The following is a 17,192-nucleotide window of genomic DNA, read 5'->3' on the forward strand; positions in this document are numbered from 1 at the left end:
CAAATTATTCATCAATCGCAAAGCTTACGTTAACGCGGGCTTCGATCATTTGTTCTCCGGGCATCGCCGAAGAGAAATCAGCTTTAGCTGACATTTCCATTCTCATCACCGGCATAGGATAGCTATTACCTGTTTCAGTTACCGACAATACCTTGCCAATTTTCACGCCTAGTTGGTCGGCCAACAGGCTAGCCCGTAATTTTGCGTCTTTAACAGCATTTATCAAGGCCTTTTCATAGGCATTGTCCTGCTGGCTGGCGATAAATTCAAACCCTTGTATACGATCTATACCGCGGGATAAAGCACCGTCAATGATACGATCATAATGATTTATATCCGTATCGGTTACCTGAATTTGTCTGCTAAGGACAAATCCTCGCTGTTCACGACCTTGTGACGTCGACTCGTAATAGGGATTCAGACTGATTTGCATCGATTGTACATGTTTCTCCTCTATACCTTCTTTGAGCAGAAATTTAAGTACCGATTGCATGTCATCCTGCATTTTAGTGTTCAGTTTGGATACCGTTTCACCTTTTTCTTCCATCACGAAAGTAATGGTATAGGCATCGGGCACAACGGCATAACTTCCGGTTCCGTTTACCTGAATAGCAGGTTCAGTCGTCTGGGCCTGGGCAATGGCCGAAGAAAGACACAGTGCAAGTGCTAAAGAAACAGGTTTGAGCACAGAAATGCGTTTGGTCATAGTGAATTACCTTTTATTGAGAGAAGTCCTCATTATCACTACGTAAACTGAACACGGGCTTAACCGAAAAACCAGTAACTCACGACAATCGCTGCAAATATTCCGGCGAAATCCGCAGCTAAGCAGCACGCAACGGCATAGCGAGCGTGTTTTATGCCCACTGCGCCTAAATAAACCGCCAGAACATAAAACGTGGTTTCCGTTGAACCTTGTAGCACTGACGCGAGGCGCCCCGAAAATGAATCTGCGCCATGGTGCTGCATGGTTTCAATCATCAGCGCCCGGGCACCGCTGCCACTCAATGGTTTCATGATGGCCGTGGGCAAGGCATCTACAAAGCGGGCGTCGCCACCTACCGCAGTAACAGCCCAGGCAATACCTGTACTGACCATATCAAGAATGCCACTGGCCCGTAACATGCCGATGGCAATGAGCATGGCTAATAGAAAAGGGATTAAAGAAATAGCCACGTTAAAGCCTTTTTTCGCGCCATCGATAAATAATTCATAGGTATTGAGATTGCGCTTCCATCCGGTAACAAGCACAACCACAATGAATAAAAACAGTAGAAAATTAGCAACAATGGCCGATTGTGAAGCCAGTTCACTGGCCGCCAAATTCGAGAAGTACACGATAACTGCACCCAGTAAACCAAACAGACCTACCAGATAAAAAAGTACGACACGATTAAATAGATTTACCCGCTGTACCAGGCTCGTGACAATTAATCCGGTTAGTGTGGACGCACTGGTTGCCAATAAAATTGGGATAAACACATCCGTAGGTTGCGCAGCGCCCTGCTCTGCCCGATACAAAAATACCGCGATGGGAAACAGAGTGACTGATGAGGTATTCAGTACTAAGAAAAGGATCTGACTGTTTGTCAGGGTTTCCTTGTCTGTGGCCAATGATTGCATGTCCTGCATGGCTTTTATGCCAAAGGGAGTGGCCGCATTGTCGAGCCCGAGTACATTGGCAGACATGTTCATGGTGATGCTTCCAAGCGCAGGATGATTGCGAGGAATATCAGGCATAATGCGGCAAAGGAAAGGAGCCAGTACACGAGAAAATTTACTGATAAGGCCGGATTTCTCGGCCACTTCAAATATCCCCAGCCAAAACGCTAATACGCCGATAAGTCCAATGGCGATATCCACACTGAGCTGGGCCATACTGGTAACAGACTGCATGACATCCTGAAACCCACCAGGTGCATGGCCGAAAAAGGCTTGCCAGACAGTGGCGATAAATGCCAGAACGATAAATGAAAGCCAGATGCGATGAAGCATAATCCCTTATTCTTGGTTTTTAGTGGTTTTATCTGGCAGTGTAACGGATCAGTACTGCTGATTTCGCCTACTTTTGCGGTTATTTTTGCCCTCAACGTCTTGGCGGCCCTTGATACCAGGCGACGGTAATTTGTATTCACAACATTAAGTGATAACAATGGTTCCGTTCACCGTTAATCCGCACTTGCAAGCTCAGAGCCTTGCATTTAATAAAGCAAGGTTATAGACTTGCATTTAATAAAGCAAGACTATAACCTTGCATTAAACCCATCATTAGCCATGATGCTGTTACCCAGGAGGCGAAATGATTGCTGTGCTGACCGGTGATTTAGTCGAATCGACCCGATTGTCATCGACACATTATACGCAAACCATCAATGCGCTCACCACGGTGCTAAATCACCTTCAAGAGCAAACAGGTTGTACCTATGAACTGTTTCGAGGTGATGGCTTTCAGGTTGTATTTCCCGACCCGAAGCACGCCATTCATGCGTTATTTACCATCAGACTCTATCTGAACAGCCAGATGAGCGAGGTTGCAGTAAACTGCACACAGGCCCTGGCGTATGGTGAAGGTACGCTGTTGGAATCAAGTCCCGGGACCTCTAACGGCGAAGCCTTTGTGTTATCAGGCCGAACCCTGGATAACACCCGAGGAGGAGAATTCAGGGTTATTTTAGCGCCAGGACAATCAGGCACAAAAGGTCAACAAACCGCGCTGGACATCATGTGTAGTCAATTAAGCTACGTATTAAACCGGCTCAGTAAAAAACAAGCGGATCTGCTGTATCAATATTTGTCACAAAACTTCCCAACGCATCAAGTTCTGGCTGACAATAACAATACCTCAAGGCAGAATATCAGCGAGCGACTAAAATCGGCCGGTGGGGACTTACTGGCTCCCTTTATTGATTACATTAATGCACTAAAAGGATGAGGCTTAATGACGCTGTTTCTACTACTTATCGCCGCCCATTTTATCGGCGACTTTTATCTGCAACCAGACAACTGGATCAGTAGCCGAAACGACAAAGGCGTACGCTCTCCTGCCCTCTATTTACATGCCAGCGTTCATGCCATACTCGCTTTAGTGGCATTGTGGCTGGCTGATGTCACCCTTGATCAAGCGCTAATGGCAGGCGGACTGATCACCGCCACGCACTTTATAATCGACTGGGCCAAAGCAGGCCGAACCAGTGTCATCGCATTTGTCATTGATCAAGTGGCACACATTGCAGTCATTGCCTTGGTAGCATTACTGCTTGAGGAAAAGCCGGTTTGGGATGTCATTACTCATACCGACGCCTATCTCACCAAAAACAACCTGTTATACGTGCTTGGATACATCATCATTTTCAAACCCGCCAGTATTCTTATTGGACAGCTGTTGTCGACACACACCGAAAAACTAAAACAACAAAATGAGCAAACACCAGAACAAAAAAGCCTGAGTAATGCGGGACGTTGGATAGGTTATGTGGAACGCCTGCTCGCACTCTCTTTTATTCTGGTAGATGAATTCACAGGGTTGGGCTTTCTGGTGGCCACCAAAACCGTTTTCCGGGTGGGCGACCTCTCTCGCGAACGAGACATGCGACTCACGGAATACATGATGTTGGGTACATTATTGAGCTTTGCGGTGGCGTTAATTGTTGGCTGGCTGATTCTGGCATTGAAAGGATAAAAAAAGCCGCTCAATGCGGCTTTTCAAGAGTGTTTGTCATCGAACTTAGCGAATCACTTTTTCCAGACTCGCCACACAATGATCAATATTGCGGTCTTTGCACGCATAGCCCATAAGGCCAATTCGCCAGACTTTACCTGCCAGTGCGCCTAATCCCGCACCGATCTCCAGATTAAATTCATTCAACAGGCGGCTGCGCACTTCAGCATCATCCACACCATCAGGAATAACTACGGAGTTCAGTTGCGGTAAACGGTATGCTTCATCAACCGCCATGGAAAGGCCCAGTTTCTCAAGACCCGCGACCAACTTTTTATGTCCAGACTGGTGACGAGCCCAGGCATTCTCTAAGCCTTCTTCTTTTAACATCACCAGTGATTCATGCATCGCGTAGATGCTATTCACTGGCGCTGTATGGTGATAAGCACGCTTTCCGCCCTGGCCCCAGTAACCCACAATCAGGTTCATATCAAGAAACCAACTCTGAACGGGCGTTTTACGATTCTGGATTACAGACACCGCACGATCGCTAAACGAAACAGGCGACAAACCTGGAACGCAACTTAAACACTTCTGCGAACCGGAATAAATGGCATCGATGCCCCAACCGTCTACGTTCACATCGATACCGCCCAATGATGTCACAGCGTCAACAATGGTAAGGCAGTCGTATTGTTGCGCTAACCGGCAGAGCGTTTCTGCATCGTTACGTACGCCAGTTGACGTTTCTGCATGCACAAAGGCCAGAATTTTTGCATCAGGATGGGCTTTCAGGGCGTCTTCCACTTTATTTAAATCTGACTGATTTCCCCAGTCATCTTCAATTTTAATCGCCTCACCACCACAGCGGATAACATTTTCCACCATGCGGTTACCAAATACACCGTTGATACAAACAATGACTTTATCGCCAGGCTCAACAAGATTCACAAAACAGGCTTCCATACCGGCAGAACCCGGAGCAGAAACTGGCATTGTCAGCGCATTTTCAGTACGAAATGCATATTGTAGTAAGGCTTTGGTTTCATCCATCAGCTCTACGAATAAAGGATCGAGGTGACCCAGTGTAGAACGGCACATTGCATTCAGTACGCGGGGAGAAACATCTGAAGGACCTGGCCCCATTAAGGTACGCTCAGGTGGAATAAAAGTCGTAGGAGTAGTCATTGTCGTGCCTCGCTGCAATTTATCTGTAAAACTATTGTGGCATTATCATTCCAATGGAACAATTGCTCATCACGAGTATAAATAATATGAATGGGAAGCTAGATAGATCATTCACCAGGTATTAGCACTCTAATACTGAATAAAATGTGACCATCCTGTGGGTAAATTTTGAACACACCGTAGGCTAGTCAGACCAGAAATAAGCTGTTGTTTTTTAATCAGGGATGGAACTCAAAATAAGTCTCTGATAATGTATAACTAAATTTTTTCAAAAAATTGTTTATAAAGTGAGCGGTTTTGTTCTATAGTTACAGTCCGTTGTGAATAACTTCACAATACTTCTCCCTTGTAAAAGTTAGCGCACGGCTCAGCAATGAGCCATTCCCCTAGGCCCGGAACGACAGTTCTGGGCCATTTTTATTCTGCTGAAGAAATGCCATACAGATAGAATACGGCTATTTATCCACTTTTCGCATCAGCCCTTCCTGCATGGTCGACGCAATAAGCTCACCCTGCTGATTGAAAATCTGGCCTTTAACGATGCCTCTCGAATTTCCACTGAACGGACTTTCAGCCACATAGAGCAACCACTCATTGAAATTAACCGGCTTGTGAAACCACATGGCGTGATCGATGGTAGCTATGCGTAAAGCACGGTCGGCCATAGACACCCCGTGAGGTTGTAGCGCTGTGCTCAGAAAATGGTAGTCGGATGCATAGGCCAGCATGGCCTGATTGATTTGCGCGCCGGGTTCAAGTGACTCCTGCGCCCGTAACCAGATGTATCGTTGGGGATCACGCTTTTTAGCGGAAAATGAATTCACCGCATCAACAGTACGAATATCGATAGGTTTATGATAGCTCAATGCTTCCTGCATAGGGCGGGCAAGCTTGTCGAAATTGGCTTCGTAAAACGCAATATCCGGCGTGATATCTTCTGGTGCTGGCACATCAGGCATTGTAGCAAATTGATGTTCCATACCGTCTTCCGGTAATTGAAACGATGCCGTCATGTAAAATATATTGCGGCCTTCCTGAATGGCTTTTACCCGACGAGTACAGAAACTGCGACCATTGCGCACCACTTCAACATCGTACATCACCGGCTTCTTTGCATCGCCTGGTAACAGAAAGTAAGAATGAAATGAATGGGCACCAAAGCCCTCTTCCACCGTTTTATACGCCGCAGACAACGCCTGTCCAAGAACTTGGCCGCCAAACAGTGCCCGGAAGCCAAGATCCCAGCTCTGTGCCCGGTAAATGCCCTGTTCGATAGTTTCAAGTTCCATCAGTGAAGAAAGTTTTACATCAGCCATTGAATTCAGATGTCTCCGTGTTCGCTTGTTTGGGGTTTCGCGGATAATATTTTTCGGGTAACTCGGCCCGGTGCTCAAAATAGCGCGTGTCTTTATACGGTAATTTCATAAAACCGGAAAGCCCGATGCCGGTAATATCCGGAACCGCAGCAACCAGTTTGTCGAGTAATAAGATAAAACGTTGCTGCTGTTCGTGGTCGAGCAAGGTGTAATAACTGTGTATTTTAAGGTGAGTGGGAAGCGCCTCGAAAATTACACAGCCCGTGTGATGAATCGTGTTTAGTTCTTTCAATACCGACATAATACTGTCAGGCAGTTGCAACAGTTCATCCGGGTCCTCGCCATCTTCAAAATAAGAATGGGTTCGACTGTTGTCCTGTAACACTGGTATTCGTGACAATTCAAACGGGATCACGCAGTTGGCATGAGGCACAAAAGGTTCGTCTTCGCATGCTCGTTCAATGTGCAGTGTATCTTTAGCATTAAACAAACAGCATTTGAAAATGCCTTTGCGATGGATGGCCCTGGCAAGGGTAATAACATTATTGACCGATTGCTCAAAAGCTATTTTCAATGATTCGTCATACAAGTTTAAACTTGAATCAACGTAGATACCGTCAGGCATCCAGCGAATAGCCATTCCACCGACTACCGGAAAACGACCGAGACGACTCACTGCTGCGATAAACGCTTTCTCGGTTTCCCCCATGCCTTGCAGGTAATTTTTATAGTAGCGATCGAACTGCGCATCATTGATGTAACGTAAATCGCTGTCGGTTACAGAAGCCACTTCGCGCAAAAATGATTTCCGCGAACTGTATACCACGGTTTCTATATCTTTACTCACTGGCGTGCACCAGGTGGGTATCATTGCTTTGTGATCAACGCGCTTATCTTGGGTAAACACCATACTTTTAAACACATGCAAATGATTAAAAAAGTAGTCGCCCCCCTGACGTTGTTTTATCGGATCATCGCTGAGCATATACTCTAAGATGTTTGCGAGCATTTTAGGCAGTCCGAGCGCGCGCGGAGTGATTACCGCAGTACCAAAGCGACATGACTGACCGGACGCCAGCGCATAGAGTGTGCTCGCCAACCCTTGTTCATCGAAACGGGGGGAAGACAACGCACCATTTAACTGTTCATTACCGATAAAATAGACATCACCAAGACGGGAGTTGGTCTGCTGAATATCACCGGACATGAGATCCATCACATTATTACCAACGTGTTGACCATGCTCGTCAAGCTGAGCAAAAACCGATGATCCCCAGTCAATCAAACCAACGGTTTCACTGCTGGCATCCCACATCAGGTTTGAAGGTTTGATATCTCCATGAACCACGGGCCGTAATTCGCTACGCATTTGATGGCTACGTAACGACAGCAAAATTTCTCCAAGCTGCACAGCGAGGCGAACAATGATGCGAGGAGACAACGCGCCCTGTTGCAAACTGATTTGTTCGAAATCCAAACCCTTTGCCCGTTCCATCACCAAAATAGCCTGCTTGCCCACTTGCTGGAATTCTTTCAGTGCCGGCACACGAACGTGTTCGACCTGAGAAAGCATGAAGGCTTCTTCCTCTAAGCGGGCTTGCACGTGCTCAGGCAAATTGATACGGGAGAATTTGAACACAAGTTGTTCACCAGAAGGCGCCACACCGGCAAACACAAAACCAAAGGCGCCTTTGCCAATCAATGCGATGTCGCGGTATCCCAGCGCCTGAAGTTGCTGAGTGCAAAGCTCAACCCAGTTTCTCAGTTTTTCCGCATCTTTGTGTGACAACAAATAAACTGATTGATCTTCAGGAATATAAAAATGCCGGATACCACGGACTTGTGTCACTGGTCGCTCTCTTGTTTCAACCAGCGTATCTTGCTGATAGCGTTAGGCCCAAGATGACCACACACTTCCTTCAATGCGGCGTCAAGCTGTACATCGAGTTGCCATGGCGGGTTCATGACCAACACACCAGAACCATACATACCGGTGTCATTTTCTTTTTTATCGATGTGTAATTCTGCGCTAAACGCTGTTTTTGACATGCCGGCAAGTGCCTCAATCATGACTTCGCTGACACCGGATTTTTTATCTGCTCGCGCAGACAATAACGGATACCACAGCACCAATTGGGCGTTTTGCCAGCGACGGAACAGTTTTGTGACGGCCTCTTTGACTTCGCGATATTCATCAAACCGCTCATATGGCGGGTCGATAAGTACAGCACCACGATTTGGGTTGGGCGGCGTCATCGCGATTAACCCTTCCAAACCGTCACGATGATGAACGTGTGCGTTGCCCATACCGACACCACGAATCACGTCAGTTAATATATCAGCTTCATTTGGATGCAGTTCCATATAGTGGGCACTGTCTTGTGGACGTAATGCACGCGTGGCAATCAGTGGAGAGCCGGGATACTGCTGTTGCTGCCAATAAAAATCCATAGCATCCAGGTACATCTTCAGCAGTTCAGCATTGGGTTGAACATTTGCCAGCGGATCGATACCACTTTCGTATTCTCGATTTTTCTGGGTTTGTTCGCTGTTTAGCGGATAACAGCCTGCCCCTGAATGGGTGTCGAATAAGGTAAAAGGCTTTTCTTTTTTCTTGAGGTAGTTGATCACACCTAACCAGCACATGTGTTTAATCACATCTGCGTGATTACCGGCATGAAAGGCATGTTTATAACTTAGCACAAACAATCCGTTACGAATGAAGAGGAATGCGCATTGTAACATGAAACCTGTACGAGCACAGAAAGAGGAGCCATCGCTCCTCTTTAACCTCTAGTTAGCGCAGATGCATGAGCATTGTCGAAGGCGCTTTCAGGTAGCTGCACCACAAATTATTGAAGCGCACCATGGTAGCACCATCAATAATGCGATGGTCGCCAGACCAATTTACCTGCATGATATGTTGGGCAGTAACAGTTCCCTCCTCGTCAAACCGAGGGAGCTTCTGGGTTTTACCCAGTGCAACAATCGCAGCTTCCGGTTTGTTAATGACCGGCGTGGCCGTAATGCCGCCCAACACACCGATGTTGGAAATAGAAATAGTTCCGCCTTTCAATGACTCACCGGGTAATTTTCCTTCTCTGGCCTGATCAATAAGTTGCTGCATTTGCTTAGCCAAATCGAACAGCGATAAATCCTGTACTCGCTTTATGTTAGGTACCAACAAACCGATTTTACTGTCTACCGCAAAACCGATGTTATGGTCATCGAAACAGGTCAGCTCTGTGGCGTCATCATTGAGCTGACTATTCAGGATGGGAAATTCAGTTAAAGCCAATGACAGGGCTTTAATAAAGAACGGCATAAAACTGAGCTTAACCCCCTGACCTTCAAAAACAGGCTTTAGCTCATTACGAAGCGCAATTAAGTTGTCCATTTGCAACTCATCACTCACACTAAAATGCGGAATGGTTTGCACAGATAACTGCATCTGTTTAGCCATCGCCGCCTGCACGCCGCGAACTTTCTCAGTGCGGCAGTTTCCTCCCACAGAAGTCTGACGTTCTGTTGCAGCATGGGAAGTCGATTGACCAGACTTATGGCTTTGCGAAACTGACGATGATGTAGATGACGACACCTCGCTAAGCGCAACTACATCCTGCTTGAGGACCCTGCCTTTTTTACCCGTTCCTTTGACGGTTGCTAAATCTATTTGCTTTTCACGGGCAACACGACGCACGGCCGGACTAGCAAGCACTTTACCCGGTATGACCACCGGTGGCTCGAATTGGCCCTCCCTCGATGACGCTTTCGGATCGGCTGCTTCAGTTCGATTTAATTGATGCCCCTGTGATGGCACCTGTGATTCTTGACCTTGCAACGGCTGATCTGGCGATTGCAGCTCCTGCGGTGGCTTATCAGGACCTGCGGATGCGTTAACATTGTCAGCGAGTAGAGAAAATAAGGGGGCGTGGACTTTGGCAATTTCACCTTCCTTATAATAAAGACGGCTTACTATGCCAGCATGTTTGGCTGGAATTTCAACCACAGCTTTATCTGTCATCACTTCCACGATGACCTGATCTTCGGCAACTTGATCGCCCTCAGTCACCTGCCAAGTGACAATTTCGCACTCAACAATACCCTCACCAATATCAGGAAGCAGAAAGTCTTCAGCCTGATTAGAGGTGGAATCTGACGTGATAGGCTTTTCTTCAGTTTGAGTTGCATCAGTTCGCTCATCTTCTGACGCAGCAACGCCATGGGCCTTTACGTCGTGTGAAGCACTGTCGAGTGAAGCACTGTCGAGTGAAGCGGTGTTGTGTGAAGCACATTCGTGTACAACATCGATATTCGCTACCGTCATGGCAAAAAGTGGAGCATGTACTTTCGCAATATCACCCGGTTGATAATGAAGTGTGCGCACGGTACCTGCATGCATGGCCGGAATTTGCACTGTGGCTTTGTCTGTCATCACTTCAGCGACCGGTTGGTCTTCTTCAATCACATCACCTTCAGCCACCAGCCATTCCAGCAGCTCACATTCAACGATCCCTTCGCCAATATCAGGCAAAATAAATTCAGTATTCATCAGTTTGCCCTTAATAATGCATGGTTTTTACAATAGATTCGTACGTCTTTAGCTCATCCGGCATGTATTCTTTCTCGTGAGAAAGTGGATACGGCGTATCCAGGCCGCAAACCCGGGCTACGGGGGCTTCCAAATACAGAAAGCACTTGTCTTGAATGGTGGCGGCAATTTCACTGGCAAAACCGCCGGTTAACGGCGCTTCGTGATTAATTAATAATCGCCCGGTTTTCATTACGGATCCTGCGACTGTCTCGGCATCCCATGGCGCAATGCTACGTAAATCGATGATTTCGCAATTAATGCCATCTTCCAGCGCTCTCTCTGCAGCCTTCTGGAGAATTTCGATTTGTGCGCCCCAGCCCACCAACGTGATATCTTTACCCTCCTGCACAATGTCTGCTTTACCGAGTGGTAATTCATAATCATCTTCTGGTACATCGCACACAGACGCCCGATAGAGGCGTTTAGGCTCCATAAACAGTACTGGGTTGTCGTCTCGTATTGATGCTAGCAACAAGCCTTTCGCTTGATATGGGTTACGCGGCACCACAATTCGCAAGCCGGGGCAATGTGCAAAAAAAGCTTCTGGCGACTGGCTGTGGTAATGACCGCCGGAAATGCCGCCACCGTAAGGTGTTCTGATGGTTAACGTACCGCAACTGAACTGCCCCCCTGAACGGTAGCGAAATTTAGCGGTTTCATTGACGATTTGGTCGAAGGCCGGAAAGATATAATCGCCAAACTGGATTTCAGCCACAGGCACTGAGCCCTGTGCTGCGAGTCCGTTAGCGAACCCGATAATGCCCTGTTCGGTGAGCGGTGTATTAAAACAGCGTCCCTTCCCAAATTTTTCCTGAAGATGGCTGGTAGCTCGAAAAACACCACCGAAATGGCCCACATCTTCACCAAACACCATCACCCGTTCATCTTCTGTCATTACGGTGATGAGGGCGTTATTAATTGCCTGCAGCAGGTTCATTTTCGCCATTACTTTATTCTCCCTGCTGTTTTAGGATAGTTATCAGGATATTTGGCAATATGTTGTTTGAGCGACTGAAGTTGATCTTTTAAATGCCAGGGTACGTGGTCTAAAACATCGGTGACTAAATCATCGATGGGGTTAACGGGCACTTTCTCCGCTTCCTTCAGTGCAGCCAGCACTTGCTCTCTGGTTTGCGATTTTTGCTTTTCGAAAGCGTCGATATCGAGCCAGCCCTTATTTTCCAGCCATTTGCTCAAGCGCAAAATCGGATCTTTAAGACGCCACTTTTCCTCTTCGTTTTTAGAGCGATAGCCGCTTGGATCATCGGACGTGGAGTGCGCTGCCAGGCGATATGTCATCGCTTCAATCAATACCGGGCAGGAATCACTGAGCGCGATTTCTCTAGCCCGTCGGGTAGCAGCATAAATGGCTAGGGGATCATTGCCGTCTACACGTATGGTTTTCACGCCATAACCAATACCTCGGGAGGCAATACCGTCACCGGCGAACTGTTCTTCTGCAGGGGTTGAAATGGCGTAGCCATTATTGCGGCAGAAGAATATTACCGGGCAATGTAGTACAGCCGCCATATTAAGACCCGCATGAAAATCGCCTTCAGATGCAGCGCCTTCACCAAAGTAACAAATGGTAATGGCTTCTTTGCCCGCCATTTTCTGACCGTAGGCATAACCCGACGCCTGCGGAATTTGGGTACCTAACGGTGATGAAATCGTCATAAAGTTAAGCGCCTTGTCACCATAGTGAATAGGCATTTGCCGACCTTTATTGGGGTCTTTTTCGTTACTGAACATTTGATTCATAAATTGTTCGGTACGGTAACCGCGCCAGGCTAACGCCCCTTGTTCACGGTACTGCGACATGATCATGTCGTTTTCAGATAGCGCTGCGGCACTGGCCACTGCTGCGGCTTCTTCTCCTGTTGAAGCCAGATAAAAGCTGATCCGGCCCTGTCGCTGGGCACCCACCATGCGCTCGTCCAATATGCGAATATATTGCATTACATCCAGCATACGGGTTGCGGTTTCTTTGGCTATATCTGGTGTGTCAGCCTGCGCATGCAAACTGCCATCAGGCTGCAAGATTTGCAGCATAGGAATGTCTATCAGGCCATTTTCTATTATTTTTACCTGATGGGTGGTTTTTACGCTGGCGAGATGATTTCTGTCCTGCACAACTAAGCCCTCATTGAGTGATGCACAATGGCAATATCGATACTCAATATGCTAGTGTGGTTTCGCTGTAATGGCCTTGCTTATTCGCCCTCTACACCTCCAATTTAAAGATTAGCTATCCCAAATATCACTCCATATCAAAACACTTATCCTAGAGTATTTACATTTCATTAAACTTATTAAAAAGAACGGGAAACATTTTTGTGTTTAAGACAGTAATTGAAGTGGCAAGCTCGTTCACTGATCGTTCATACTATTTGTAGTACATTTCATAGAGTCCAATTTTTACCTGGATAAAAATTAAAACGGAAAAATTATAAATCTGAGATAAGCTTGAGTTATCTTGCAGGAATGTTTTGTCCTTCAGTAGCGCCTGAACAGGAGAATGTTATGAATTACAGAATCGCCGGTGCGGTTTCATGTGCGCTGAGTTTTACTCTATTTTTTTCGCAGCCCGTTTTCGCAGGCGATGGCTCCCCCAGCAATAACAGCGCAGTACGTGATATTGCAAAGCACAAGTCTGGCGACGCTGTCTATATTGTTGAACTAGAAGAGTCGCCAGTTGCGACGTACACCGGGAATATTGAAGGGTATCACTCTACAAGCGCTTCAGGCTCCCAACGAAAGCTCAACACTCGCAGTAATGCTGTAAAGCAGTACCGGCAATATCTGAAAAATCGACAACAGCGAGTCCTAAGCTATCTGAATGAAGACGGTACCTCACCCACGCCGCTAGCAGAGTACCAGTTGGCGTTTAATGGTTTTGCCGTAAAAATGACAGCAAAGCAAGCGAAAACCCTCGAAAATACTCAAGGCGTAAAGAAGGTACATCGAGATAATATCCGTAAACTCGATGCCTATGTAGGGCCTGAGACCATTGGTGCGCCATCGATGTGGAACGGCTCGGAAACCGTTACCGGTAGCGATGTACTTGGTGAGGGAATGGTTGTTGCCATACTTGATACTGGCATTAATTCCGATCATCCTTCTTTTGCTGATGTGGGTGACGACGGTTATAACCATACCAATCCACTAGGTAGTGGCAATTATTTAGGTGACTGTGCTGGTGATTTCCCATCCCTTTGCAACGACAAGCTTATTGGTGTGTACAGTTATTCTACGATTGTTAGCGCCTACAACGATTCTGATGTGTTCACAACGCCAATCCCTAGTAATGGTGAAGATTACAACGGGCATGGTTCACATGTAGCTGCAACGGCCGCAGGTAACATCTTATATAATGTCGCCGAAGTTATCCCTGAATATGATGTGGCGGCAAGTAGCGGTATAGAAACAGGTTACATTTTTGAAGAATTATCTGGTGTTGCGCCTCATGCTAACATCATTTCTTATCAGGTTTGTTATCCTGGTGAAGACGAAGATACCTATACAGGCTGCTTGGACTCCGTGATTCTTCAAGCGCTAGAGGATATTATTGATAGCGGTGTGGTTGATTCAGTTAATATGTCTATATCTGGCGGCGATTTTCCATGGGAATCGGCAGTTAATGCCGCATGGTTGAATGCACACTCTGCCGGCATCTTTCTTGCCCACTCCGCGGGTAATGATGGCCCATCAGCGACAACCACAGATAAACACGCTCCCTGGCTTACCGCTGTTGCGGCAACTACACACGGCATAACTGTATCGTACGAGAAGTCACTTACTGATTTTTCCGGTGGTGCGACTTCTCTTGCTACGCTCACAGGTTTTAGTAACACAGGCGCCATTACCGCTCCCATTGTATATGCTGGCGATTTTACAAACCCGAATGATCCCCAAGGTGATGCTGGACAGTGTCTAGAACCTTTCCCAGCGAATACCTTTAGTGGCCAGATTGTTGTCTGCGACCGTGGTGACATTGCCAGAATTCAAAAGGCAAGAAATGTACAAAGCGGCGGTGCTGAGGGCTTTGTTCTTGCGAATGTACAAGGCGGCGACAGTTTCTTAGCAAATGATGCTTATGTTATTCCCGGAATTCATATTGATGCAGATGATGGCGACAGACTAAAAACCTGGTTGGACTCAGGGAGCGGTCATGTTGCAACAATTACTGCATCGACAGCAGAAGTCATTGTCGATGAGCAAACCGCCGATAAAGTCGCTAATTTTTCGTCTCGCGGGCCAAATACGTCAATCAGCACGCTAACACCCATGATATCAGCACCGGGTGCAGAAATTTATGCGGCATGGGCTGACGAACATTACGGTCATGAAGAGTCTGGCAATGCCCCTGCGGATTTTGCCTATTCATCTGGTACATCGATGGCCAGTCCCCATGTGGCCGGCGCTGCGCTGCTGCTGAAACAAGACCATCCAACCTGGACTCCCGACAACATTCGTTCAGCAATGATGTTAACGGCAAAAACCGATATCCAAATTGAAAATCAGCAAACAGCTGCAGATTGGTTTGATATGGGAGCGGGTCGTTTGCAAATAGATGTTGCTACTCAAACCGGACTCATCATGAATGAGACCCGGGCAAACTACCTGGCAGCCAATCCGCAAGAAGGCGGTGAACCCCGTTCACTTAATACGCCGGCAATTGTAGATGAAAGCTGTCTGGTTTCCTGCTCTTGGTCCAGAACCTTTACCGCTACGCGCTCAGCAAGTTGGAATGTTTCAACTCTGGCACTGACCAACGGTTTGAGTATCGCAGTAAGTCCAACGTCATTCTCCCTTAATGCCGGCGAGTCTCAAACGATTACAGTTACCATTGATACGTTGAATTCCACGAACAATGAATGGGCTTTCGGTTCGGTACAACTTTCTAGTAATGACTCTCCTAACCTTCACTTGCCGGTTGCTGCATATGCTTCAAATGGGTCGATTCCTCAATTTGTCGCTTTCGATGCGATGCGAGACGCAGATAGTCGTCTGCTTAAAGATATAACTGCTGCCGAGATTGAGTCTTTCAATTACGAGTCATACGGCCTCACACCTCTCACCAGCGATATGTTGACAATTAATCAAGACCCTACACCTGAAGACCTGTTCGACACCAACGAAGGGATCGTCGCTGTAGACGTTGAAGTAGGCGAGAATGCGCTTAGACTATACGCTGAAACGTTAAATGCCACAGCAAACGACCTTGATCTCTACCTCGCCTACGACGCTGACGGCAACGGTTCGCCTAGCGAGGATGAAATTCGCGCTGAGAGTATTTCAACAGAATCCGATGAGGTTGTTGATATTCTTCGTCCTGAAGCTGGAACCTGGTTTATCGTGATTCAAGGCTGGAATGCTGCAACTACAAGTGAAGATGGCTTCCAACTTGACTATGTGGTTGTTGATGAAGACGATGAAGGAAATCTCACAGTAAGTGGGCCTCAAAGTAACCCTGCTCTTACCGCTTTCGATTTGCGAGTGCTCTGGGACTTGGATACAAGCGAACCAGGTACCCGTTACTTTGGTGCGTTCGCATTGGGGTCTACTGCATCAGAGCCAGACGATATTGGTATCACCTACGTTGAAATTACCAGGGGTGAGGATGATGTTTATCTTTCAGTACCAGACGACGGTATCGTCGCCCTCGGTAGCGAGCAAACGATCAACGTCAATATTGCCAACAATACGACAGGTGAAGACAGAGATTATCGTGTTGCAGTTACCCTACCTGATACCGTCACACTCATTGAAGGTTCAATATCTGACGGTGGCATGCTCACAGGCGATCAGATCATCTGGGAGGTCACGCAGCCTGATTCCGAATCTTTAGGTGCGCAAACGCAAGCGGCTTCCACACTTAATTTTACTGTACGTGTAGAAGACAACGCTACGCCGGCATCGTTGGTATTCAATACCACATCCTCGGTGACAAACATTCCAGGCACGCAAAGTGAAAGTACCGCACCTTATACTGGCGTACGAATTGAAGGTGCGGCGAATCAGGCCCCTACGCTTTCGATTACATCGCCTTCTTCGGTTGTTGTCGGCGGAACAATTACTATACGAGCTACCGCGACCGATCCTGAAGGCGATAGCTTATCTTTCACCATTAACGGTACAGACGGTGCAGTTTTCTCTGAAACCGCACAAAGTGCGTCTGCGGGGTCAACCGTTGTTTATACTGTTACCGTATCTGATGGTACTAATACCGTAACTGATACGGTATCGGTGAGTGTTACGGCACAATCTTCCGGTGGCAGTTCTGGAGGTAATGGTGGAAGCAGTGGCGGCGGTAGCTTTGGCATGATGACTCTTTTACTTGTTCCGCTTATTGCATGGCGCAAGGTGGCTCGAAGAGGTCGCTTTAAGTAAAAAAGAATCAATATCATTTGCATTGGAGGCGATATTCACTAGA

At 47.1% G+C, this 17,192-nt stretch carries 12 protein-coding genes; 3 read left to right on the forward strand and 9 right to left on the reverse strand.

What is annotated here, in order from left to right; translation table 11 throughout:
• Positions 1–4: 4 nt before the first annotated feature.
• A complete protein-coding gene (locus BFC18_RS06855; protein ID WP_070124671.1) occupies positions 5–706 on the reverse strand; it encodes an SIMPL domain-containing protein in 702 nt (233 codons plus the stop codon).
• A 59-nt stretch (positions 707–765) separates the two neighbouring features.
• Entirely contained in the window at positions 766–1,995 is a 1,230-nt protein-coding gene (locus BFC18_RS06860) for a nucleoside recognition domain-containing protein (RefSeq protein ID WP_070124672.1), read from the reverse strand.
• A gap of 304 nt (positions 1,996–2,299) precedes the next feature.
• Between BFC18_RS06860 and BFC18_RS06865 the strand changes: the two genes are divergently transcribed.
• Both BFC18_RS06865 and BFC18_RS06870 read left to right on the forward strand, forming a co-directional pair.
• Complete coding sequence (locus tag BFC18_RS06865; RefSeq protein ID WP_070124674.1) at positions 2,300–2,932, forward strand: adenylate/guanylate cyclase domain-containing protein; 633 nt, start codon at positions 2,300–2,302, stop codon at positions 2,930–2,932.
• 6 nt (positions 2,933–2,938) lie between these two features.
• Positions 2,939–3,679: a DUF3307 domain-containing protein gene (locus BFC18_RS06870; RefSeq protein WP_070124675.1), complete on the forward strand. Its 741-nt coding sequence runs from the start codon at positions 2,939–2,941 to the stop codon at positions 3,677–3,679.
• Positions 3,680–3,724: 45 nt separating this feature from the next.
• On the opposite strand, the gene BFC18_RS06875 is transcribed toward BFC18_RS06870, so the two are convergent.
• The 7 genes from BFC18_RS06875 to BFC18_RS06905 form a co-directional block, all read right to left on the reverse strand.
• Positions 3,725–4,846, reverse strand: coding sequence for a pyridoxal-phosphate-dependent aminotransferase family protein (locus BFC18_RS06875; RefSeq protein ID WP_245680354.1), 1,122 nt, complete (start codon positions 4,844–4,846; stop codon positions 3,725–3,727).
• A gap of 455 nt (positions 4,847–5,301) precedes the next feature.
• The gene (tesB, locus tag BFC18_RS06880; RefSeq protein ID WP_070124677.1) at positions 5,302–6,162 is read right to left on the reverse strand and encodes an acyl-CoA thioesterase II; all 861 of its coding nucleotides are present in this window, start codon (positions 6,160–6,162) and stop codon (positions 5,302–5,304) included.
• Positions 6,155–8,011, reverse strand: coding sequence for a serine/threonine protein kinase (locus tag BFC18_RS06885; RefSeq protein WP_070124679.1), 1,857 nt, complete (start codon positions 8,009–8,011; stop codon positions 6,155–6,157). Before BFC18_RS06885 ends, tesB begins: the two co-directional genes overlap by 8 nt.
• Entirely contained in the window at positions 8,008–8,865 is an 858-nt protein-coding gene (locus BFC18_RS06890) for a 23S rRNA (adenine(2030)-N(6))-methyltransferase RlmJ (protein WP_070124726.1), read from the reverse strand. The genes BFC18_RS06885 and BFC18_RS06890 overlap by 4 nt, the downstream gene beginning before the upstream one ends.
• 94 nt (positions 8,866–8,959) lie before the next feature.
• Positions 8,960–10,714, reverse strand: coding sequence for a dihydrolipoyllysine-residue acetyltransferase (locus BFC18_RS06895; RefSeq protein ID WP_070124680.1), 1,755 nt, complete (start codon positions 10,712–10,714; stop codon positions 8,960–8,962).
• 10 nt (positions 10,715–10,724) lie between these two features.
• Positions 10,725–11,702, reverse strand: coding sequence for an alpha-ketoacid dehydrogenase subunit beta (locus tag BFC18_RS06900; RefSeq protein WP_070124681.1), 978 nt, complete (start codon positions 11,700–11,702; stop codon positions 10,725–10,727).
• On the reverse strand, positions 11,702–12,889 hold the full coding sequence (locus tag BFC18_RS06905; protein ID WP_070124683.1) for a thiamine pyrophosphate-dependent dehydrogenase E1 component subunit alpha: 1,188 nt from the start codon (positions 12,887–12,889) through the stop codon (positions 11,702–11,704). Before BFC18_RS06905 ends, BFC18_RS06900 begins: the two co-directional genes overlap by 1 nt.
• A 390-nt stretch (positions 12,890–13,279) precedes the next feature.
• Here BFC18_RS06905 and BFC18_RS22005 point away from each other — a divergent pair, with 390 nt between their 5' ends.
• Positions 13,280–17,149 carry a S8 family serine peptidase gene (locus BFC18_RS22005; RefSeq protein ID WP_070124685.1) on the forward strand — a complete coding sequence of 1,290 codons (3,870 nt, stop codon included), beginning with the start codon at positions 13,280–13,282 and terminating at the stop codon, positions 17,147–17,149.
• Positions 17,150–17,192 lie beyond the last annotated feature (43 nt).

It is taken from the genome of Alteromonas confluentis, from assembly GCF_001757105.1.
GTDB lineage: Bacteria > Pseudomonadota > Gammaproteobacteria > Enterobacterales > Alteromonadaceae > Alteromonas > Alteromonas confluentis.